Genomic DNA, 20308 nt, shown 5'->3' on the forward strand with positions numbered 1-20308 from the left:
GCGGATCGCCTGCCGCAGCACAGACTACGGACATGGGAACACGCGGGGATCCCAAGTTCGTGCCAACGGACGCTGCCGGGGGGCGCAGCGGGATGGGGGTGTGGGTGTCACAGCAGGACCTGGCCGGCCTCGCCGCCGCGCACCTGCGCCGCCCCGGCCTCGTCGTGCTCACCGGCGCACCCGGTGCCGGCCGCAGCACCCTGCTCCGTCGCGTCGCCGCGGCCGCACCCGGCCCGATCCACGCCGGCGGCGGCCTGGCGATGCTCGCCGGCGTGCCCGCGCTGGCGCTGTCCCGGGCGGTCAAGGCCCGCCTGCCCGCCCACGACGTGCCGCTGCTGGCCGAGGCGGTCCGCTCCCGCGTGCGCACCGGGCTGCTCGTCCTCGACGACCTGCAGTACGCCGACCCCGCCACCCTCGCCGCCCTGCCCCACCTCGCCACCCGCATCCGCGTCGTCGCCGCCCTGCGCACCCCGCACCGCATCCCCGAGACGACCGTGGCCGCGCTGCGCCAAACGGCGACGGCATGGCTGGACATCGCGCCGCTGTCCCCGCAGGCCGCCGCCGACCTGGCCCGGCGCACCGCGGGACAGCTCGACGACGACGCCGTCGCCGCGCTCGTCGCCCGCGCCGGCGGCAACCCCCTCGCGATCACCGCGCTGGCCCGCCAGGCAGGCGCCGGCCGCGGCACCCCCGACACCGACGTCGACCAGGTCGCGTACGCGATCGCCACGGCCCTGGCCGACCTGCCCCGCCCGGCCCGCACCGCACTGGCCGCCCTCGGCCTGCTCGGACGCCCCGCACCACCGGCGCTGCTCGGCACCGGCGCCGACGACCTGCGGCGGGCCGGACTCATCCAGGACACCGCCGACGGCGTCGTGCCCGTCTCGGCGTACTTCGCCGAGACCGCCGCGGGCCTGCTCGACGGCGACGCCCGCACCGACCTGCACCGCGTCCTGGCCACCGCCGTACCCGACGCGGAGGCCGCCCGGCACCTCGCGGCCGCCGGAGACCACACGCGGGCCTACCGCAAGGCCCTCACCGCGGCCGACCGCACCACCGGCGCCGACCGCGCCGACCTCCTCTCGTTCGCCTGCGCCCTGCCCGACGTCACCGTCACCGCACAGGTACGCGTGGCCGCGGCCGACGCCCTGCTCGCGTCCGGCCGCCCCCACGCCGCGGCCGCCGTGCTGGCCACCACGGTCCCCCTCGGCGTCGAAGCCGACGTCCTGCGCGGCGAGGCGCTGCTGCAGGCGGGCGACCCGATGGCGGCCCGCGCCGCCGTCGCCCCCGTACCCGACGCGGCCGCCGCCACCGTCGTCGCGGCCCGCGACCGGATCCTGCTCCTCGCCGACCTGGCCACCGACCCGACCGCCGCCGTGGACACCGCGGAGAAGATCGCCGCCCGCCATCCGGCGCCACCACCCGGGGTGTCGGCCGCCCTGGCCGCGGTGCGCGCCGCCCACCGCAGACCCGGCTGGGAACGCGACCTCGCCTCGGCGGCGGCCATGGTGATGGACCCACTGACCGCCCGTTGGAGCGCCTGGCTGCTCGTCGAACACCTCAGCGCCGACGGACGCCTCGCCGACGCGGCCCGATCCGCGCGGTCGGCGGCCGCGGTGTGCGGGGCGGACCTGGCGTACAGCTGGCAGACCCGCTTTCTAGCGATCGCCGGGTGGGTCGAGGCGTTGCAGGGCCTCGCACCTTCCGCGTCGCCTTCCGCCGGCCCTTCGCCGTCGCCAGCCGGGCACGGTGCGGAATCAGGCGAGGCCGCCCCCGGGGATTCGGTGGCGGACGATGTCGTGCGGCGCGGCGCGGACCTCGCCGACCGGGCACTGCCCGCCGACGCCCGCGCCTACACGCTCGCCGCGACCGCGCTGGTCGAGGCCGACACCGGGCTGCTCGCCTCCGCCCGGGCCCGGCTGGCCACCCCGGAGGAGCATCCCGCGACAGCCTGGGTGGCCCGCGAGGCCGCCTGGCTCGACGGCCAGCCGGACCGGGCGAGCACGGGAGGCGGCGCCCGCGCCTCGGGACTGCTCACCGGGCTCCAGCACATCACCGCCCGCTGGGCCGCGTACGACACGGGCGCCAGAGCCCGGCCGGCCCTCGACGACGCCGCACCCGCCATCCCGGCCGGACTGCCCGACGCCGCCCGCCGCACCCTCACCGCCTGGGCGACCGGCACCGGATTCACAGCCGCGGCACAGGCGTGGACGGGCACCGCCCGCCGCGAACAGATCCGCTGCCTACTCGCCGCCGGCCTGCAGGACACCGACCCCGAACGCGCGGTGAACGCCCTGCTGCAGGCCGAACGCCTCGCCGACGAGGCGGGCCTGGTCGTCCTCGCCGGCCGCGCCCGCCGCGGCCTGCGCCGGCACCACGTGCACCGCGACACCCGCAGCCCCCGCTCCGGCAGCCAGCTGACCCGCCGCGAGATGGAGGTGCTGCGCCTGGTCGCCGCCGGCGAGCCGACCCGACGCATCGCCGGACAGCTCGGCATCTCGACCGAGACGGTCGACACCCACATCCGTGCCGGCATGCGCAAACTGGGGGCCCGTACGCGCACCGAAGCGGCTGCCCTGGCCCTGACCCAGCTCGAGCCCGACCGTTCCGACCGCTCTGATCGTTTCGACCGCTCTGATCGCTCTGATCGCTCCGACCGCTCTGATCGCTTCGACCGTGAGGATGGCCGGTGATCCGACAGCCCGACGCTCCCCGCCACGTCGTCGCCTCCAGCGCCGACGCCGACACCGTGGTGCGCCGCCTGCTGCGCGACGGCTGGACCGTCCGCGAGGGCTACGCCCTGCCCAGTTCCGCCTGGGACGTCACCATGGAACGCCTCGTGCTGCACGGACGCATCGGCGACCAGGACACCCTGCGACTCGCCGTCCTCGCCGCCGCGCGCGGCGCGGGGATCGTCGCGGTCTGCGACACCGACAGCGCCATGGGCCGCGCCCTGATCGACGACCTGAGCAGACTCGGCACGGTGCAGCTCGGTCCCGGCAACCAGGCCACGACACCCGCGGAACCCGGCCACGCCCTGGCCGAACTCGTCCCCGAACAGCGCGCCCTGCTCGACCGCCTCGCCGCCGGCGACACCATCGCGGCCGCGGCCGCCGCGGAGTTCCTGTCTCTGCGCACGGCGAACCGCCGAATCGCCGAAGCCCGGGCGCTGTTCGGGGTCCGCACCACCCGGGAGGCGGTGCTGGCATATCTACGCCAGCGCCGAGCAGTCGACTGAGGGACGTGCACCACCGGTCCCGCCTGCCGATAAGATGCCCATCGATGAAGGTGCTGATCTCCGCCGACCTGGAAGGGATCTCGGGGATCGTCCACGCCGCCGAGACGAACCCGGGCGGCAACGACTACGAACGCGGCCGAGCCCTCATGACCGCCGACGTCAACGCCGCCGTCGCCGGCGTCCTGGAGGCGATGCCCAGGGCCGACGTCCTCGTCGCCGACGCGCACGGCTCGTTTCGCAACCTCCTACCCGACGAACTCGACCGCCGCGCCCGCCTGGTACGCGGCAGACCACGGCCCCTGGGCATGCTGTCCGGCCTCGACGACACCACCGACGCGCTCCTGTTCGTCGGCTACCACGCCCGGTCGGGCAGCGGCCCGGCCGTGCTCGCCCACACCCTCAACGACGCGGTCCTCGACATCCGCGTCGACGGCCGCCCGATGGGCGAGATCGGCCTGAACGCGGCGATGGCCGGCCACCACCAGGCCCCCGTCGTCCTACTCACCGGCGACGACGCCGCCTGCGCGGAATTCCTCGACCTGGTCCCGGGCGCGACCACCGTCGCCGTCAAGCACGCTACGGGCCAGGCCGCCGCCACCGTGCTGCACCCCGAGCAGGCCCGCGACCAGATCCACCGCGCGGCCGCCAAAGCCATCCGCCGCACCGACCGCGTACCCCTGCTGACCGTGCCGGGCCCGGTCCGCGTCGACATCGACCTCCACAGCCCGGACGGCCTCGACCTGGCAACCCTGATCCCCGGCGTCACCCGGTCGCCGGGCGCCCGGACACTGACCTTCACGGCCGACGACATGGCCCAGGCGTACGGCCTCGTCCAGCTCGTGGCCCAGCTCACCCAGCTCAAACCCGCCTAGGCGGCCCCGCGCCCGGCTCGCAGGGGGACCACGGCCTCCTAGTCCTCGACGATGTCCGCGACCACGCAGGAAATGTTGTCCGGAGCCCCCGCCGCATGCGCCAAAGCGATCAGATGCCGCACCGTCTGTTCCGGATCACCCGCCGTGCCGAGCGCGGAGTGCAGGGACGCCCGGTCGACGACGCCCCACAGACCATCGGAACACAGCAGATAACGATCGCCGGGCAGCGCCGTGCGCAGCGCCAGGTCGGCCTCGACCTCGGCACCTCCGGCGCCAAGGGCACGCACGAGCAGAGCGCGTCGCGGATGCGCGTCCGCCTGATCGCGATCGAGCGCGCCGGCGTCGACCTGCGCCTGCACCCAGGTGTGGTCCTGCGTCAACGCGAACAGCTCGCCGCCGCGCAACAGGTAGGCCCTGGTATCGCCGATATGCACCAGAGCCAGCTGCGAACCGCGCCGCAGCAGCGCGGTCAGGGTCGTGATCGGCTGATGCTCCCCGGTCGCCGCCTGACGCACCGTCCGATCGGCGTCGGCGACCGCCCGAGCCACCATGGTCAGCAGCTCAGCGGCGGGCACATCGGCCAACTCGAGCGGCCTGAGAGCATCGATCGCCGCGGCGCTGGCCGCGGCACCGCCCGGCCCGCGTACGCCGTCGGCGACAGCCAGCAACCGATCGCCGGCGTACACGGCGTCCTCGTTGCTGTCACGCCCAACGCCGACGTCGCAACCGGCGAAACACCGGACGGCAAGAGTGGGATTCGACATGGTGGTCCCCTTCCCGGAGAGGTTCTCGACAAGGAGGTCGGCCAACCCCGCACGCACGGCCGTGTCCACACTGACCCGCTGCCAGTACGCCGCGACGGCGTCGGCCGCCGCGGCCGGCTCCAGGTCACAGACGGCACCGATCTCGGCCAACGGCATGCCGATGCGACGCAGCGAAGCGATCAGCTCAGCCCGACGCAGCTGCCCCGGCTCGTAGTACCGGTAGGCGGAATCCGGGTCGACAGCGGCCGGCGGCAGCAGCCCCGACTCGTCGTACAGGCGTAGGGCCTTCGGCGTCAGCCGCGCCGCGCGGGCAAACTCCCCGATGGTCCACAGCTCCACGTCGGCCTCCTCCTCGTGCCGGTCACGGCGACCGGCACGAACCAACCTCCGGCCTGCCCCAAGGTGAAGGTCAACAGGTCACCCCGCTGCCGTTCGAACAAGGGTGACTGGCGCCCCGCAAACGTCAAGCTCCCGGCTGCGCCGGGAGGGCGTCCCACAGCAGACCTCGGCATCGTCCGAACTGGCTGTTGAACGACAGGTTGATGTCACCGATGGCCGACAGTTTGATGCCACTGCACTGGAGGCAGACTTTGACTCGCCCGGATCAGCTCAGCGGTGACGTGGTTGAGCTCGTCCTCGGCGAGGCGATGAGCGCCACGGACGCCAAACTCCACCAGCTCTACGTCGTGGAAGAGGTAGCGGCACCTGCTCCGGGGTGCGGGCTGGCCGTCACTCGACCCATCTTGTCGGCCTCGACCAGCCGCCGGGCTTGGGCGTAGCCCATGCGGAGCCCGGTGACCTCCAGCGATCACCACCGGCCTTCCTGCGTAGCCACCACCTCGTAGTTGATCACCCCCGTAGACTACGGACCCCGGCCCTTCGCCGCACAAGGCACGGAGGCGGATCCTCCGGCGCAGGACGTGCCGTGAACTCGGCGGTCGACGTAGCCTTGGATTCGAAAGCTGGGCGTCTGCGCACGTCAGTGTGTCGGGGCGTCGTCGGCACGAATACCGTCGGCGACCTCATCGGCGAGCCCGGCCAACGCCGTCGGGTCGACGTCGGCCAACAGCTCGATCACTCCTGTCCAGACGCCGGTGCGCAGCACGTACCCGACGAGCGCTCGGGCCCGCATTGGCGGCACGTGTGCGGCCAATGCGATGAACGCCGCTGCCCGGCCAGCCGGATCCGGCGCTGCCCGGGCCAGCGTCTCGGCGTGGTCGTGCTCGCCGGCCGCGGCTAGTGGTTCCACGAGTGCGATCAGACTCTCCTCGCGCAGTCGCGGATGGGCGAAACCTCGGGAGATCGTCTCGGCCCGGTCCAGGTGGCCGGCGTCTACGGCCATGAGCATCACCGCTGCCAGCGCAAACAATCGGGGCGTCTCTTCGGGGATCGACTCGGCTGTCCGCGCGGCTGCCTCGTACTCGCCCGCACCGGCCGCCGCCTGGGTGGCGGCTATAAGAAGGGCCGTCTTGTCGACCTGCGCATCATGCGTCCCGGCGGCGGTCCGGTCCGGCGCTGCGCGGGCCAGCAGCCGGGCCTGCGCGGCCCACGCCAGCAGTACGTCACGGTCGGTCTCGCGGTCGGCCTGTCCGATGTGGTGCAGGAGGAGCGCGGCCTGCGGGTCCAGGTCTTCCGTGGGCGGGCTCGGCTCCGCCGGCATCGGCTGGCTCGCGTGCTCCCATGCCCAACCGCACACCCAGATTTCGTCGGCATCGTCCGGATCCGACTCGGCGTCATCCCGCCAGTCTGGGCCGAGGATCTGGTCGAGTTCCGACCGCACATCGGAGGGTGCGGTCGACGGGACCCGTTTCGCCAGTTCGCGGGCGCGGACGAAGTCGCCGTCGATGAGAGCCGCGCGCACCAGCGCCAACACCACCCGGCCCGACAATTCGTCACTCAACCAGTCGATGTACCCCTCGGCACGGTGGGCGCAGGCGCGCATCCGGTCGGTGTCACCGGCGGCCGCGGCGGTCTCGGCCAGCATCGCCCAGGCATGGGCCTGGCTGTGCGGATAACGGATCGCCGCCACGACCTCATCGGCGAGTTCGGTGTCGTCGCCGAGGTACGGGAGCAGCGGTAGCAACGCCTGGGAACGCCACGGCGGGTTCGGCGCTGTCGTGCTCAGCGCGCGGGCGCGGACCAGGTCGCCGCTCGCAGCGAGCGTGCGGACCAGCTCGGTCACCGTCTCGCCCCGCCGGTCCACGTCTCTGATCAACGCCGTCATACCGGTAGCCCGGTCCATGTCGCCGGAGCGGCCCAGCGCGGCGGCGAGACGGGCCAGCAGATGGTCCGGATCATCGGTCTGGACCGGGTTCCGGCGTACCGCCGATCGGGCCAGCGTAGGAAGGTCGGATTCCGCCGCGGGGAGGTCGTCGACGTCACGTTCGGGGTCGGCTCCGGCGTGCTGTTCGGCATGAGCGAGGGCGGGGCGGGCAATGCTGATGGCCCGCCGGGTGTGACCAGACCAGGACTCGCCCAGTTTCATGCGCCGAGACCGGTTGCCGTGACGCAGCGGTGCGGGGTGACCCCGCCCGGACGGCGCGGTAGCGTGCCGACAAGTCCCGACCGGACGGGGCGTCGGCGGCCGGCGGGTGGCAGATGTAGATCGACGCGGGGGATCCGCAGGTCGGTGCGCGGGAAGCGTCGATCGGCCCGCGGGATCCGCGGGCCGGTGCGCGGGAGGCGTAGGCCGGACCGCGCGAAACGTAGACCAGCGCGCGGAAGGCGCAGGCCGGCGGCGGCGTGGAGGCTGCTCCCGGGGAGCGCCGTCACCAACCGGAACCCATGAGAGAGATTCACGCGCCCACCCTACCGACCGCCCACCAGACGTCTGGCATCTCGTGCGTCGGCAGTGCGCAGGGAGAGCCGGCCGCCGGCGCGGTTGAGGAACAGCGCTGGATTGGTGTCGGCGCCGGGCCAGGTGCGGCGTTCGGCGAGCCAGGCGTCGAGCGCGGCGGCGAGTTCGGCGTGCACGGGCACGGACCGGTTCTTGCGAGCTTTCCCGCGGATGCGCAGCCGTCGCCGGCGTTGGGTGGTGGGCAGGTCGTTGAGGTCCAGGCCGACGGCTTCGGCGATGCGGGCGCCGGCGAATCGCATCACTGCGGCGAGCGCCTGGTCGCGTGCCGGGGCGGCTTGGGCGGCGCGTTGCCAGCGGGTGTCGTCGCGGCCGACCAGCGCCTTGGGTGCGCGGCGGGCGGGCACGTCGAGCCGCGCGACGGAGCCAGGCCAGGTAGACCCGGACCCGGGAGAGATAGGTGCGGCGAGCTTCGGCGGTCATGTCGGCGCGGTCGAGTTCGACGGCGTACGCGTCGAGGACCGCCGCGTACTTCTCGGGCAACGGCGTCGGCGTCCGGCGCCTCTCCATCGGTCTCGAACACGTCGACGACCTGATCGCCGACCTCGATCAGGCGCTCGCCCCGACCGTCGTCGCGCGACGGGCGGCCTAGCCCAGGACCGCCCGCCAGTAATCCGGCCCCAACCATTCGAACTCTTCCGGGGAAAAGTACTGCCACGGGAACGGAACGGATGTCCAACTCGCCACGACTACACCGTGGCCCTCGGACAGGTAGGCAGTAGCCCAGGCCATGGCCTCATTCAGTGAGAAGGCGCGGGGCGACTCGTGGATCAGTAGTTCGGTCGAATCACCAGGATTCCATTTCACCATCCACTTGGATGACGGGCCAGACCACGGACGCTCATAACGAAGGACCCAGAAAGCAGTGATGTCCGTACTCATATGCCCTTCCCGAAAGACGGCCTGGGATCGGCGGCCCGGAACATCATACGTCGCGGATGTCGCCATAGTAGATCCGCGCCGAAGATGAAGACCTGGGCACCTCGGAAACCCTGTGGACAGGGTGTCGGAGAATCGAAGACTCGACGACGTCGCGAGGAGGAGCCAGTGGGTCGTACGCTGCGGTGGGTTCTTCCGATTGTCGGATTGGCGCTGTTTGCTGGTAGGCGTCCCACGCCACCACGATCGTCGTCTGGGAGCTGTGGAAACTGCTGCCGTGGCTGCTGGTGCCGGTGCTGATCGTCGTCCTGGGCGCGGCGCCCTTCGTGGTGAGTTCCCTGGGTCGACGCGGCGACGGTGCTGCGTCGGGCGGGGTGGTCCTGCTGGGCTGGCTGGGCGCGGCGGCCGGACTGGTGCTCGGCATCGCCGGCCTGTACTACCACTCCTACCTCCAGGACCGTGACTACGCGTCGGCGATTCACGTGGTCGACGACCCGGTGCCCGGCTTCGTGGCCCGACCGCCCTATCTGATCGGAAGGGCCCAGGCCGCGCCGAACCTGGGCGATGTCACCGGCGAGATCGTCGACGTCACCTACCTGACGGACACCGACCGCTGCGGCACGCTGGTCGAGCGGCGCGGCTGGCTCGCCGGTTACGAGGTCGGTCTCGTCCAGGAGGTTCCGCTCGGCAGCAACGGCCGCAGGAACACCTGCCTGGCCACCGACGAGCAGGTACGGACCTGGTGGGCGGTACTCGGGGACACTCCCCGCCGGGACGGCGGGGACCAGGCCCGCTGACGGCGGCCCGCCGCTGACGGAGGAACCAAGGTGAGCACCTGGACGGCCTCCCACCTGCCCAAGATCCGCGACCAGCTACACCGGCTCCTCGCCGATCCCAACAGCGGGGTGCGGCACGCCGCCGGCGATATTCACGCCGCCGAGCACCTGGCCCGCAGCGAGCAGAACGTCCGGGCTCTACTTACGTTCTTCGGCAGCACGCCGTCACACCCGCGACACCGCCACGGGCCCCGGCTCGGGCTCGGGCTTGCGACCTGAGCCCTTCGCCACCGGAAGCAGACGACCGCCGCCCATGCCGCCAAGGGTAGAGCCGCACACCGGGCCGCTCATCAAGACAGCCAGCAGCCACTTCAGACTAAAGATCCTGGTCAGAGCATGATCAGAAGATTAGGAACAGGCTCTCAACTTGTCGTTTAACCCGTTCGGCGAGGCTTGGTGCCCTTCTTGTGGTGGACCGGTCGCTGATGTGCCTGGCCGGTGACCAGGATGAGTCCCACATCGTGACGGGCAGCGGGCCGCCGGTTGCGGGAGCCCGGCGGACGCCCCGGGCCGGGATGGCTGGGTTTAGGTGCACGTGCTGGTGAGCTGCTGGCCGCGCGGAGGTTCCGAAACCCCCGTCGCACGCGGGCCGGGGTGAGTCGCTCCGGCGCCATCGGACGTTCCCAGGGCCGGCGCAGGTCCTGGGCGAGGGGCCGGGCCAGGCGTAACTGAGTATGCGCAGCCAGCACCAGCCACGTCCACCGGTCCGCGGCACCTGGCTCGCGCAGCTGCGGAGCGGTCCAGCCCAGCGTCTGTTTGAGTAGGCGGAAGGTGTGCTCGATGTCGAAGCGGCGCAGGAACGCCTGCCAGCACCGGTCGACATCTTCCGTGGTGGCGTCGACGTTGGACCACCACAGCCATACCGGCTTCGGCTCGCCGCGGCTGGGCAGGTGCTCGACGGTGAGCCGGATGACCGTGCCCGCGATGATCGGCAACGCCTCGTCGTGGTCGATCCAGGCGGCTCGGCGGGTGAGTCGCGGGTGCAGCCGGTCCCAGGCCTGCGTCTTCACTTGGCTGTAGAGGCGGGTGTCGGTGTTCGTGACCGCTTGTTCGATGTTCCAGGTGGCCGGGTCGCCGAACACGAACTCGCCGCCGTGCTTGGCCGGCCGACCGCCTTCCGGGTTATAGACGCGTGGCGGGGTCGCTCGGCGCAGCACTCGGTCGGAGCGCATCCGGCCGAGGATCTCGATCGGCAGGTCACGGAGCAGCCAGGCGATGCGCGGGGCCTCGTAGCCTGCGTCGAGCACGATCAGGATTTCGGGATCTCCGGCCTGCCATTGGCCCGCGCCGGTCAGCCGGTCGACGAGCTGCCGGATCTGCGCGCAGGTAATCATCGTGACGTCCGCACCCGGCGGCAGGCGAACGGCGTCCAGCAGGGCCGTCCAGGAGGTCCGGCCGGTCTCCAGGGCAGCGACGATCGAGTACGGCCAGCTTGGGATCATCCGGTGTTCGTCCTTGCCACGGCCGTAGGTGTGGCAGAACGAGCGCTGCGGACTACAGTTCCCGTCCGGACGCAGCCACGGCGAGACGTCGACGGCCAGCACCAGGCGCCCGTCCGCCGCCCGCGGCAACGGCAAGCCGGCCAACTGTCGGCGCAGCGACTCGACGTCGATGCGGCCATGGTTCAGCGCGTCATACATGGCGCCGTGGCCACGTCGGTGCTCCGGCGCTAGCGACAACCCGACCAGGGTCTTGACCGGCCCATCGGTGCATAGCAGGGCATCGGTCAGCTCGAACAAGGCGTCCGCCCGCCTGGTCAGGCAACGGTAGAGCTGCCCACGAAACTCCGCCAACACATCGATCGCTTCCCCCTGTCCGTCACGACCGCCACAACGAGCATCGATAGATGCGGACACGACTCTGCATGCGTCAGCATGCCGAGGCGTCACTTACCCGGGCGCCGGATGACGCTCACTCACACGCAGCCCGGTCGAAGACGGCCCGCCATGTGAACAGATCTGCCGAAGTGCGTGCGTTCATGCGGTCAGGGACGTTGCCCTGGATAAGCGTGGGCTTCGCGGTCGTAGCACCAGTACAGACGGCTGTCGTCCTCGACTCTGGCCCGGTAGTGGCCTTTAGCGGCCGTGCCGTTGACTAAGGCGTCGGCTATCTCAGCGAGCATGGCGGTGACGCTGGGCCAGACAGGCTTCCAGAATCCGACGTCCTCCTTGTCCATCTCGCCGATGCAGCCGTGCATTGGTCCCTCGCGGAGGTCGAGGAATAGGTGACCGCCGCCCGGGTGGGCGGCGATGGGAAGCCAGCTGGGCAGCCAGGGAATCTCTGCGGCCGTTCCGGCGGACGCTTCGTCCAGCACGGCCATGTTGGGAAAGTATCGATCGAGGTCCTTGAGCCGCGCTTGGCGCCTCTTCATGGCCTCGGCCACGGGTACGGGCCTCCAAATCGTGGGGATGAGGGCGGGGCCGGGCTCATCGGCGCCGTCACTCAGTCGCCACCATGTCAGTTGATCGGCCGGCAGAGGCCTGCCTGTGGCTTGCTGAACGGCGTGGAGATCTTCCTCAGTCGCCGGGCCCCGAAACGCCAAACGTTCGGTCGGGCAGTGCTCCTCGAACCAGCTGAGGATCCTTTCCCATGACTGTTCGACGGTGTGCGTCATACATCCAGCATGTCCTACGCGCCGCATGCCGAGGGTCGGAACTTGTTGCTTCCATCGAGTCCAAGCGCCGCGTCGAGTGGGTGCTGTTCACGGCCCACAGTTCCCGCTGGGCACCTTGCTCGAGCGCACTGCCCAGCATCCGGATCTGCCGCTGAAGAAGCGCGCTTGGCTCGGTCCCTACCGCGCCCCGGCGGACAGACCGGCACTTGCTGTAGTCGCCGTTTGACGACCCAGCGGGCTAGTCCACCGTGGCGCCCGGTGGTGGGGCGGAGGTTAAACGACAAGCTCAAGGACACCGGCCTGATCGAGTGCTCCACCGGCCCCCACCGCGCCCTGCCGATCAACGACGTCGGCTATAGCATCGACCACCGTCGGCACAGCTACGAGTGACAACAACCTGTCGGCACTGGTGACATCAATCTGTCGTTCCCAGTGACATCAACCTGTCGCTCAACACTACTGCCCGGGCGCCCGGTGCGGGTCCGGCCTGGGCGAGACCTCCGTGCGCCGCCGCACCCGGGCCATCTCGACCGGACGGGTCTGATCGACGAAACGCGGCAGCTCCGGCTCGTCCGCACGCAGCGGCACCAGGGTATCGGCGATCGCGTGCATGATGCGATCGGTCGCCCGCATGGCCTGCGCCCCCGGCGAACCGGTCAGGCCGGACAGATCGACCGGCTCACCGAAACGAACCAACACCACCGGCCGGTGCCGCATCGCCCGGAGCACCGCCCGCACCACATCCTTCGGCGCCGTGTACGGCATCACCGCATGCGACCCCCACTGCGCCACCGGGACGACCGGCGCCCCGGACAGCGCCGCCATCCGGGCCACACCGGTCTTGCCGCGCTCGGGCCACATCCACGGGTCCAGACCGATCCGGCCCTCCGGATACACCAGCACCACCGACCCGGCCCTCAACGCGGCGGCCGCGTTCGGTAACGCCTCGGCGACCTGCGCCGTATGCCGGTCGACCCGCAGATGCCCGGAGGCACGCATCGCCCACCCCGCGATCGGCGCGTCGAACAGCCCCCCGGTGGCCATGAACCGCGGCGCCACTCCCGCAATGCTGCACGCCGCGGTCATGATGATCGGATCCACCGGGCTGACATGGTTGGCCGCCAGAAGCAGCGGACCCCGCCGCAGCTCCGAGGGCACCTGCCCGGACACCCGCAACCTGCAGATCAGCGGCACGAGCACCCGCGAGAACCGCAGGAGCACCCGCCACAGCACCGGAACCCGCCATGACGCATCCATCAGTCCAGCATGATCGCACGCCCGCCCCGCCGGCGCGCCCACCCCTGGACCGAAGCCCACCCGACAGCGGCGTCACACCAAGGCGCCATCCCGCCCCGCCAACGTGCCCACCGCACTCCGCGCCCCCAAGATCCAGCAGCGACGACCCGACATCACCCCACGACGCGAACCGGTCCCTCCAACCCGACCGACGAAAGGCGTCCCGTCCTCCCGAACCACGGCCGGAGCCCCCATAGACCGCCTGTCAGCCTCCTGCTCCGCAGCGAAGACCGCTCACGGCGCGGCAACCGCTGCGCCAGCCATCGCCGCTGTCGTGCATGGCCGACCGATGCCACGGAGCGCCGTTGGGGGAGTGCCATCGCTGGGAAACCGTGCGTTCAAGTGCCGCGTGCTCAACCGGCGTCCTCCAGCTCCCGCAGACGCGCCTCGATCTCCGCCAGCTCCGCTCGCAGTCGCTGCGCCTGCTGCTCCGCCTGGGCCCGCTCGGCAGCCACGATCTGCTCCACCGCCTCCTGAACCCCGGGGACGTCGACCAGCGACACCATCCGCATCGCCTCGGCGGGACGGATCACGTAAGGCTTCGCCAGCGCCTTCGTCCCCTGGTTGGCCGCGACCGTCCATTCGCCCTCGGTGTAAGCGAGTGTGACGGTCAACCCCGGTGGCGGCTTCGGCTTCGCCGCCCGCCCCGATGCCTTGCGAGGAGCCGGCGCGGTGACACCCGAAGCTCGCCGATCACCCGCCGGATCTGCCCCAGCCCGCGATGCCAGCTCGGCCGACGAAGCCGCACCACCCGAACCCGAGGCCGAGGTGTGCGAGCGCGCCCGCCCGTTCACCGCCCCACCATCCGGCCGCGTCGACTCGGCATCACTCCCGCCGCTGCCCGCCCGACCGGCACTCGCACTTGCACTCGCACTTGCACTCGCACCAGGCTCCACCGCAGCATTTCCGCTGCCGGCGAGCCCCGCCCGGCCAGTCCGGCCACCCCGAGCGGGAGGCGCCGGCTTGTCAATCACAAACTCGGGCTCCGGCCGCACCGGTGGCGCCGGCGGCGGGGGAGCAGCCCTCCGCGCCGTCGCCCCCTTAGGAGCCACCTGCAAGTCAGCCGGAGCGAACGGCAGCTCGTCACGGCCGAACCGCACCACCACCCACTCGTCCGACTCCGCCGGATCGGTCAGCGCCACCACCTGGCCCAACTGGCCCGCGATCTGGCCCGCGGACTCGGTAAACACGACCTTCGGCTTGCGCCCGGCCGCCAGCGCGTCCCGGATCATCTGCAATTCCTCGGTGCCGAGCCCTCGCACACCGGTCAGCGCCGCTGCCATCGATCCGCCCTTCCGTCGTACGTGTGTTCCAACGTCGTCAGTTCTACCAGCACCCACCGACACAAACGGATCCGCGGGGGAGAGCCACGCCGAATTCTGTCGAGCGCGGCACGGGGGTGAAGGCCCCCACCGGCGGTCGGCGACGCCGCCATCGGAGCGAACGCCTCAGGGGATGAAGAGCCGGCTCAGCCGCGACAACAGGCGTGTCACACCACAGACTTGTCCGCGCGCTGGCTACGCTGCGTCAACCTGATCCACACCCTCGGGAAGGAGACACCGGCAATGCAGCATCTGTACGCGCGGCGCCTGACAGGCGCGCTGGCGGTAGCCGGCGCTCTCCTCGCCACCGTGGCGGGCCCGGCCCAGGCCGAGGGCGTCCACCGCGGCGACCCGATCTCGGCCGCCTTCCCGGACATCAAGGTGCCCGTGGGCGGCACCGCCATCGACCTGCTGGGACCGAACCTCTGGTCCACGGGCCCGACGAAGCTGACAGGAGCGAAGGTCACCTACGACCTGAGCGGGGTCGCCGGGGTCCGGATCACCCCGAGCGACGGCCGCGGCGACTGCGTCAAACCGTCACCGACCCGGGTCATCTGCTCCGAGCCCGGAGAGCTCTCGTTCGAGGGGGAGACGATCGAGTCGTACCTGCCCGTGGTGGTGAAAGCCGCCAAGAGCGCCCGGGTCGGCGACACCGGAACGGTGACCATCACGTTCTCCGCCAAGGGACTGGCACCGATCACGGGCACCAGCAACGTCCGCGTCGTCGCCGGCCGGGGAAGTCTGGCGACCACCGGCCCCACGGCCGGATTGATCAGCGGGATCGGCCTGCTGTTACTCGCCGCCGGTACGGTGGGCGTGCTGGCCGCGCGTCGCCGCCGCGCCCGCTTCATCGCATAGCCCGCCATCGGCGGACAACACCTACCGCCGTCACGCTGACGCTAGCATCGCGTCCGTGATCGAGGATTTCGCAAACCGGCTTCTGCGCGACGTAGCCGACCTCGATCCGTGCACAGCGGTGGTCGAGGTCGGCGAGGAGGAAGTCGACGGGCTCACCGACTACAGTCCGGACGGCCATCAGGCCCGCGCCGATCTCGCCGCCTCCGCCCTGCGCGAGCTCGAAACCCTGCCCGCGACGAGCCCGCTGCATGCCCACCTCGCCGAACGGCTGCGCGCCCGCATCGCCTTCCACAATGGCGGGGAGGACCTGCGGGAACTGCACGCGGCGGCCACCGGCCCGCTCCAGCTCATCCGCCAGTGCGTCGAGGCCGCGGTGCCCGGCCGCGACGCCGAGGGCGCAGCCTACGAGGATGGCTGGGCCCGGGTCGCCGCGCGCCAGGACGCGATCCCCGCGGCCTTGGACGGGTACGCCCGCAGCCTCCTGCTCGCCGCCGAGCGCGGTCACCCGCCGACGCGGCGCCAAGTGGAACTCGTGACACAACGCTGCCGCGACTGGGTCGACGACGACGTCGCCCTGGTGGAACGTTACGGCGGCGAACGGCAGCGGGCGGCGTTGCGGGCGGCGGCGAGGAGCGCGGGGGAGGCGTACCAGCGACTGGCCGCGACGCTGACCACGGACCTGGCACCGCGGGCGCACAGCGCGGAAGCCTTCGGACCGCATCGGTACGCGCTCTGGGTGCGGACCTTCCTCGGCAGCGAGCCGGATCTGCGCGAGCTCCACGACTGGGGCTGGGACGAGTTCACCAAGATCGAGGCGGAACTGGTCGCCGAGGCGAAGGCGCTGGGCGGGAGCGTACCCGAGGTGCTCGACCGGCTCGGCGACCCCGACGCGCCGGGCACCCTGCACAGCCGGGCCGAGTTCGGCGCATGGCTGCAGGATTTGCTGGAGGCCACCACCGAGCAGTTGCACGGCGTCCACTTCGACATCCCCGCGCCGCTGCGGCGCATCGAGTCCCGGGTGACCGTGTCGGCCGGCACCGGCTACACCGGACCGTCGCAGGACCTGACCCGGCCAGGCAGGGTCTGGTGGTTTCTCCCCGAGGGCCAGGCGAGCTTCCCCACCTGGCGGGCCTACAGCATCGCCTACCACGAGGGCGTTCCCGGCCATCACCTCCAGATCGGGTACGAGGCCTGCCAGGGCGGTTTAGGACAGCGCCTGAAACTGCTCGGCGGACTTTCCGGCTGCCACGAGGGCTGGGCCTTGTACGCCGAACGGTTCATGGATGAACTCGGCCGCTACGAGCAGCCGGGCGCACGCCTGGGGTACCTGTCCTCACAGCTGCTGAGGGCGGCACGGGTCGTGCTCGACATCGGCCTGCACCTACGGCTGTGGACGCCGGACGCCGCGCTGCGGCTGCTGCGGGACCGCTGTCTTCAAGGGCCGTACGCGGCCGGGGAGCTCGCGCGCTATCTGGGCAGGCCAGGTCAGGCCCTTACCTACAAGGTAGGAGAACGGGTGTGGCTGGAAGGCCGCTCATCCTTCCGCGGCGACCGGCGAGCATTCCACCAGCGGGCGCTGAACGTCGGCTCGCTGGGATTGGACCAGCTGACGGAGGCGCTGGATGACCGTCCGGGCCAGTTGGTCGATAATTGATATTATGTCAACCTGAGCGCTGCGAGGTCCCCAAGAGGGGCGGTTTGCCCCGGGCGCGATGGCTCACCCGGGGGCAAGTTCGGCGACCCCGGGGCAAGTTCGGCGACGGCCTCACGCGGGAGGCAGAGTGTCTGCCGGCCGACTCGCGCACCGCCAGCGACTCAGCGGCAAAATCGACCGCCGCGCCGGATCTGCATGGCCCGCGAAGCTTGCCACCTCTACGTGACACGACGACACGGCCTGCACCCACAAGTACGAAATGGCCAGCCCGCCGGATGGGACTTTCATGCATAATATTCCTTATGCAGGATAAAGAAGGCACTGCGGTCGAAGGCTTGATCGAGGAGTTTCTCGCCGCACGGGCCGCGCGCAAACCCTCCGAGCACACCCTCCTCGCCTGCCGCCGCGACCTTCTCGCCGTCCTGCGCCTGCTCGGCGATCAGGTCACTCTCGGTGACCTCTCCCCCCGTACGCTGCGAACGGCTTTTGGGTCCTTCGCCGCCGGCCGCTCCCCCGCCTCGGTGTATCGGGCCTGGTCGAGCTGGAATTCGTTCTTCGGATTTCTCGTCGTCGACGGCGTGGTGGCCGGCAATCCGATGTCGGCGGTCGGCAAGCCGCGGATATCGGTGCCCTCCCCCAAGCCGCTGCGCGGTGAGGACACTCCGGAGCAGTTGCTGGAGGCGGTCAACCACGCCGACGAGCGGCAGCGGGATCCGTGGCCGGAGCGGGATGTGGCCGTGTTGGCGCTGGCGTTGTGTGCCGGGCTGCGGTTGTCGGAGTTGTTGGCGCTGCGTGCCGGTTCGTTGTCGGGTCGGCCGGGTGAGCGGCGGGTCGAGGTGGCCGGTAAGGGTGGGCGGCCGCGTACGGTGCCGATCGAGCCGGAGTTGGACGCCGTGGTGGCGCGCTATGTGGAGAGCCGGCAGGTGCGGTTCGGGCGGGTACGGCCGCAGGATCCGTTGCTGGTGGACCGGCAGGGCGCGCCGTTGCGCCGGGGTGGGCTGCAGTATCTGGTGCAGTCGTGTTTTCGGCGGGCCGGGGTGTCGGATCGGGTGCCTCGGGGTGCGCAGTTGCACGCGTTGCGGCATACGTTCGCGACGCGGTTGGCGGAGGACGGGGCGAACGCGTCGGAGATCATGCGGTTGTTGGGGCATGCGTCGTTGACGACGTCGCAGGGGTATATCGAGGTGACGGCGGCTCAGCAGCGGGCGGCGGTGCGGGCCAACCGCACGAACCGGGCCCTCGGCCGTCTCCAGTAGTCGCGACGAACGACGGCAGGGCCTGAAGACAGCAATCCCGCTGAGAGCGCAGACAGCTCTGCCCCGGGCGCGCCCACCGCGCCCGGGGCAGAGACAAACTCAGCCGTTCAGGAAGCTGATCAGCGCCTCGTTGAACTCGGCCGGGTGCGAGGTGTTGATGCCGTGGGGCCCGTTCTCGATGACGACGAGTTTGGCGCCCGGGATCGACTCGGCCGTGCGCTTGCCGCTGTTCTCGATGGGGACGATGGCGTCGCTGTCCCCGTGGATGACCAGGGTGGGAATGTCGATCTTTTCCAGGTCGCCGCGGAAGTCGGTGTAGCCGAAGGCGGCGATGCTGTCCAGGGTGGCCTTGGGTGAGGCGAGGTGGGCGAGTTCCTGGGCGAAGCGGACCTGGCTGTCGCTCACTGTGGGCTTGTCGCCGGCCAGGTAGAAGCCGGTGGCGAAGCCGTCGACGAAGGCGATGCGGTCGGCGGTGACGCCGTGCTGGAAGGACTGGATGGCGGCGTCGTCGAGGGCGCCGTCGGGGTTGTCCTCGCTCTTGCGGATGTACGGCGGGATGGCGCCGGCGAAGACGGCCTTGCTGATGCGTCCGCTGCCGTAGGTGCCGAGGTAGCGGGCCACTTCTCCGCCGCCCATGGAGAAGCCGACGAGGGTGACGCCGGTGAGGTCGAGCTGGGTGAGCAGGGCGTCGAGGTCGGCGGCGAAGGTGTCGTAGTCGTAGCCGTCCCAGGGCTGGCTGCTCTGGCCGAAGCCGCGGCGGTCGTAGGTGATCACGCGCTTGCCGGCGGCGACGAGGGCCGGGATCTGGGCTTCCCAGCTGCGCCCGGACAGGGGCCAGCCGTGGATGAGGACGACGGGGTCGCCGGCGCCGTGGTCCTGGTAGTGCAGGTCGACGCCGGCGCTGACGGTGATGGTGGGCATGGCAGTGCCTCTCGGGCGAGGGCGGGGATGGGGGGATGGGGACGGGGGCGGGGAGCGTCAGGCGAGGGTGAGGGTGACGTCGACGTTGCCGCGGGTGGCGTTGCTGTAGGGGCAGACCTGGTGTGCGGCGGCGAGGAGCTGCTGGGCGGTGGCTTCGTCGAGGCCGGGGAGTTCGGCTTCGATGGCGATGGTGAGGCCGAAGCCGCCGGAGTCGTTGGGGCCGATGCCGGCGTCGACGGTGATGGCGGTGTCGGTGAGGGTGATCTTCTGCTTGCCGGCGACGAGCTTGAGGGCGCTGTGGAAGCAGGCGGCGTAGCCGGCGGCGAAGAGCTGCTCGGGGTTGGTGAGGGCGCCGCCGGGGCCGCCGAGCTCCTTCGGGACGGCGAGGTCGAGGTCGAGGACGCCGTCGCTGGAGCGGGTGTGTCCGCCGCGGCCGTCTCCGGTGGCGGTGGCTGAGGCGGTGTAGAGGGACTGCATTGGGGGGTCTCCCGTTCAGATCGCGGAGGTGGTTGCGGCGCCGCGGATGCGGCTGAGCAGGTGTTGCAGGGTGGTGAAGTCTTCGACGGTGAGGTCGAGGGCGCAGGCGAGGCGCTGGGGCAGGTCGGCGACCTGTTGTCGCAGGGCGGTGCCGGCGGGGGTGGTGCTGATCCAGACGACGCGTTCGTCGTCGGTGCCGCGTTCGCGGCGGATGAGGTCCTGGCTTTCGAGGCGCTTGAGCAGTGGCGAGAGGGTGCCGCTGTCGAGGCGTAGGGCGGCGCCGAGGTCGCGGACGGTGATGCGGCCGCGGTGCCAGATGACGCGCAGGGCGACGTATTGGGGGTAGGTGAGGCCGTGGGTGTCGAGCGCCGGCCGGTAGAGGCTGGTCATGGCCCGGGAGGCCGCGTAGAGCTCGAAGCAGATCATGTGCTCCAGGCCGGTGCTCTGTTCCATGGACAGAACAGTAG

The 20308-nt window shown here is 71.2% G+C and carries 20 protein-coding genes; 10 read left to right on the forward strand and 10 right to left on the reverse strand.

The window, feature by feature from the left end; all coding sequences use genetic code 11:
* The first annotated feature begins 32 nt into the window (after positions 1–32).
* Genes AB0M36_RS13920 through AB0M36_RS13930 form a run of 3 tightly spaced genes read left to right on the forward strand, consistent with a single transcriptional unit; the run spans position 33 to position 4110 of the window.
* On the forward strand, positions 33–2693 hold the full coding sequence (locus AB0M36_RS13920) for a LuxR C-terminal-related transcriptional regulator (RefSeq protein WP_364156486.1): 2661 nt from the start codon (positions 33–35) through the stop codon (positions 2691–2693).
* Entirely contained in the window at positions 2690–3238 is a 549-nt protein-coding gene (locus AB0M36_RS13925; RefSeq protein WP_364156489.1) for a LuxR family transcriptional regulator, read from the forward strand. The genes AB0M36_RS13920 and AB0M36_RS13925 overlap by 4 nt, the downstream gene beginning before the upstream one ends.
* Before the next feature lie 44 nt (positions 3239–3282).
* Positions 3283–4110: a M55 family metallopeptidase gene (locus AB0M36_RS13930; RefSeq protein WP_364156491.1), complete on the forward strand. Its 828-nt coding sequence runs from the start codon at positions 3283–3285 to the stop codon at positions 4108–4110.
* 38 nt (positions 4111–4148) lie between these two features.
* On the opposite strand, the gene AB0M36_RS13935 is transcribed toward AB0M36_RS13930, so the two are convergent.
* The 3 genes from AB0M36_RS13935 to AB0M36_RS13945 form a co-directional block, all read right to left on the reverse strand.
* Positions 4149–5213 (reverse strand): MerR family transcriptional regulator, encoded by a 1065-nt coding sequence (locus AB0M36_RS13935; RefSeq protein WP_364156494.1) that lies wholly within the window; start codon positions 5211–5213, stop codon positions 4149–4151.
* A 640-nt stretch (positions 5214–5853) separates the two neighbouring features.
* Entirely contained in the window at positions 5854–7359 is a 1506-nt protein-coding gene (locus AB0M36_RS13940; RefSeq protein WP_364156497.1) for a hypothetical protein, read from the reverse strand.
* Between the two features lie 323 nt (positions 7360–7682).
* Positions 7683–8075, reverse strand: a complete 393-nt coding sequence (locus AB0M36_RS13945; protein WP_364156500.1) for a tyrosine-type recombinase/integrase — start codon at positions 8073–8075, stop codon at positions 7683–7685.
* A 53-nt stretch (positions 8076–8128) separates the two neighbouring features.
* Between AB0M36_RS13945 and AB0M36_RS13950 the strand changes: the two genes are divergently transcribed.
* The 3 genes from AB0M36_RS13950 (at position 8129) to AB0M36_RS13960 (ending at position 9662) form a co-directional block, all read left to right on the forward strand.
* A complete protein-coding gene (locus AB0M36_RS13950; RefSeq protein WP_364156502.1) occupies positions 8129–8320 on the forward strand; it encodes a hypothetical protein in 192 nt (63 codons plus the stop codon).
* Positions 8321–8894: 574 nt separating this feature from the next.
* Complete coding sequence (locus tag AB0M36_RS13955; protein ID WP_364156505.1) at positions 8895–9404, forward strand: hypothetical protein; 510 nt, start codon at positions 8895–8897, stop codon at positions 9402–9404.
* A 30-nt stretch (positions 9405–9434) separates the two neighbouring features.
* Positions 9435–9662 carry a hypothetical protein gene (locus tag AB0M36_RS13960; protein WP_364156507.1) on the forward strand — a complete coding sequence of 76 codons (228 nt, stop codon included), beginning with the start codon at positions 9435–9437 and terminating at the stop codon, positions 9660–9662.
* Between the two features lie 155 nt (positions 9663–9817).
* On the opposite strand, the gene AB0M36_RS13965 is transcribed toward AB0M36_RS13960, so the two are convergent.
* Positions 9818–11236 carry an NF041680 family putative transposase gene (locus tag AB0M36_RS13965; protein ID WP_364156510.1) on the reverse strand — a complete coding sequence of 473 codons (1419 nt, stop codon included), beginning with the start codon at positions 11234–11236 and terminating at the stop codon, positions 9818–9820.
* Between the two features lie 191 nt (positions 11237–11427).
* A complete protein-coding gene (locus AB0M36_RS13970; RefSeq protein WP_364156512.1) occupies positions 11428–12057 on the reverse strand; it encodes an SMI1/KNR4 family protein in 630 nt (209 codons plus the stop codon).
* Positions 12058–12318: 261 nt separating this feature from the next.
* On the opposite strand from AB0M36_RS13970, the gene AB0M36_RS13975 reads away from it, so the two are divergent.
* Positions 12319–12447, forward strand: a complete 129-nt coding sequence (locus tag AB0M36_RS13975; RefSeq protein WP_364156515.1) for a hypothetical protein — start codon at positions 12319–12321, stop codon at positions 12445–12447.
* Positions 12448–12513: 66 nt separating this feature from the next.
* On the opposite strand, the gene AB0M36_RS13980 is transcribed toward AB0M36_RS13975, so the two are convergent.
* Together AB0M36_RS13980 and AB0M36_RS13985 are read right to left on the reverse strand one after the other, a co-directional pair.
* The gene (locus AB0M36_RS13980; RefSeq protein WP_364156517.1) at positions 12514–13314 is read right to left on the reverse strand and encodes a lysophospholipid acyltransferase family protein; all 801 of its coding nucleotides are present in this window, start codon (positions 13312–13314) and stop codon (positions 12514–12516) included.
* A gap of 392 nt (positions 13315–13706) precedes the next feature.
* Positions 13707–14636 (reverse strand): hypothetical protein, encoded by a 930-nt coding sequence (locus AB0M36_RS13985; RefSeq protein WP_364156519.1) that lies wholly within the window; start codon positions 14634–14636, stop codon positions 13707–13709.
* Positions 14637–14918: 282 nt separating this feature from the next.
* Between AB0M36_RS13985 and AB0M36_RS13990 the strand changes: the two genes are divergently transcribed.
* From AB0M36_RS13990 to AB0M36_RS14000, 3 genes are all read left to right on the forward strand, one after another.
* On the forward strand, positions 14919–15533 hold the full coding sequence (locus tag AB0M36_RS13990) for a hypothetical protein (protein ID WP_364156522.1): 615 nt from the start codon (positions 14919–14921) through the stop codon (positions 15531–15533).
* Positions 15534–15588: 55 nt separating this feature from the next.
* A complete protein-coding gene (locus AB0M36_RS13995) occupies positions 15589–17187 on the forward strand; it encodes a DUF885 domain-containing protein (RefSeq protein ID WP_364156525.1) in 1599 nt (532 codons plus the stop codon).
* Positions 17188–17489: 302 nt separating this feature from the next.
* Positions 17490–18443 (forward strand): tyrosine-type recombinase/integrase, encoded by a 954-nt coding sequence (locus AB0M36_RS14000; RefSeq protein ID WP_364156528.1) that lies wholly within the window; start codon positions 17490–17492, stop codon positions 18441–18443.
* Between the two features lie 99 nt (positions 18444–18542).
* Here AB0M36_RS14000 and AB0M36_RS14005 read toward each other — a convergent pair whose 3' ends face one another.
* The 3 genes from AB0M36_RS14005 to AB0M36_RS14015 are packed head-to-tail and all read right to left on the reverse strand — an operon-like array spanning position 18543 to position 20294.
* Entirely contained in the window at positions 18543–19364 is an 822-nt protein-coding gene (locus AB0M36_RS14005) for an alpha/beta hydrolase (RefSeq protein WP_364156530.1), read from the reverse strand.
* Between the two features lie 57 nt (positions 19365–19421).
* The gene (locus AB0M36_RS14010; protein ID WP_364156533.1) at positions 19422–19841 is read right to left on the reverse strand and encodes an organic hydroperoxide resistance protein; all 420 of its coding nucleotides are present in this window, start codon (positions 19839–19841) and stop codon (positions 19422–19424) included.
* A gap of 15 nt (positions 19842–19856) precedes the next feature.
* Positions 19857–20294, reverse strand: a complete 438-nt coding sequence (locus AB0M36_RS14015) for a MarR family transcriptional regulator (RefSeq protein WP_364156536.1) — start codon at positions 20292–20294, stop codon at positions 19857–19859.
* Positions 20295–20308: the final 14 nt, after the last annotated feature.

The sequence above is a fragment of the Actinoplanes sp. NPDC051346 genome (genome assembly GCF_040682215.1).
Taxonomy (GTDB): domain Bacteria; phylum Actinomycetota; class Actinomycetes; order Mycobacteriales; family Micromonosporaceae; genus Actinoplanes.

What these genes read in the sequence shown, in the direction of transcription:
- AB0M36_RS13990 (WP_364156522.1), top strand. Translation starts at nt 14,919, where the DNA reads ATGCAGCATCTGTACGCGCGGCGCCTGACAGGCGCGCTGGCGGTAGCC.
- AB0M36_RS13920 (WP_364156486.1), top strand. Translation starts at nt 33, where the DNA reads ATGGGAACACGCGGGGATCCCAAGTTCGTGCCAACGGACGCTGCCGGG.
- AB0M36_RS14000 (WP_364156528.1), top strand. Translation starts at nt 17,490, where the DNA reads ATGCAGGATAAAGAAGGCACTGCGGTCGAAGGCTTGATCGAGGAGTTT.
- AB0M36_RS13980 (WP_364156517.1), bottom strand. Translation starts at nt 13,314, where the DNA reads ATGGATGCGTCATGGCGGGTTCCGGTGCTGTGGCGGGTGCTCCTGCGG.
- AB0M36_RS13940 (WP_364156497.1), bottom strand. Translation starts at nt 7,359, where the DNA reads ATGAAACTGGGCGAGTCCTGGTCTGGTCACACCCGGCGGGCCATCAGC.
- AB0M36_RS14005 (WP_364156530.1), bottom strand. Translation starts at nt 19,364, where the DNA reads ATGCCCACCATCACCGTCAGCGCCGGCGTCGACCTGCACTACCAGGAC.
- AB0M36_RS14010 (WP_364156533.1), bottom strand. Translation starts at nt 19,841, where the DNA reads ATGCAGTCCCTCTACACCGCCTCAGCCACCGCCACCGGAGACGGCCGC.
- AB0M36_RS14015 (WP_364156536.1), bottom strand. Translation starts at nt 20,294, where the DNA reads ATGGAACAGAGCACCGGCCTGGAGCACATGATCTGCTTCGAGCTCTAC.
- AB0M36_RS13970 (WP_364156512.1), bottom strand. Translation starts at nt 12,057, where the DNA reads ATGACGCACACCGTCGAACAGTCATGGGAAAGGATCCTCAGCTGGTTC.
- AB0M36_RS13930 (WP_364156491.1), top strand. Translation starts at nt 3,283, where the DNA reads ATGAAGGTGCTGATCTCCGCCGACCTGGAAGGGATCTCGGGGATCGTC.
- AB0M36_RS13985 (WP_364156519.1), bottom strand. Translation starts at nt 14,636, where the DNA reads ATGGCAGCGGCGCTGACCGGTGTGCGAGGGCTCGGCACCGAGGAATTG.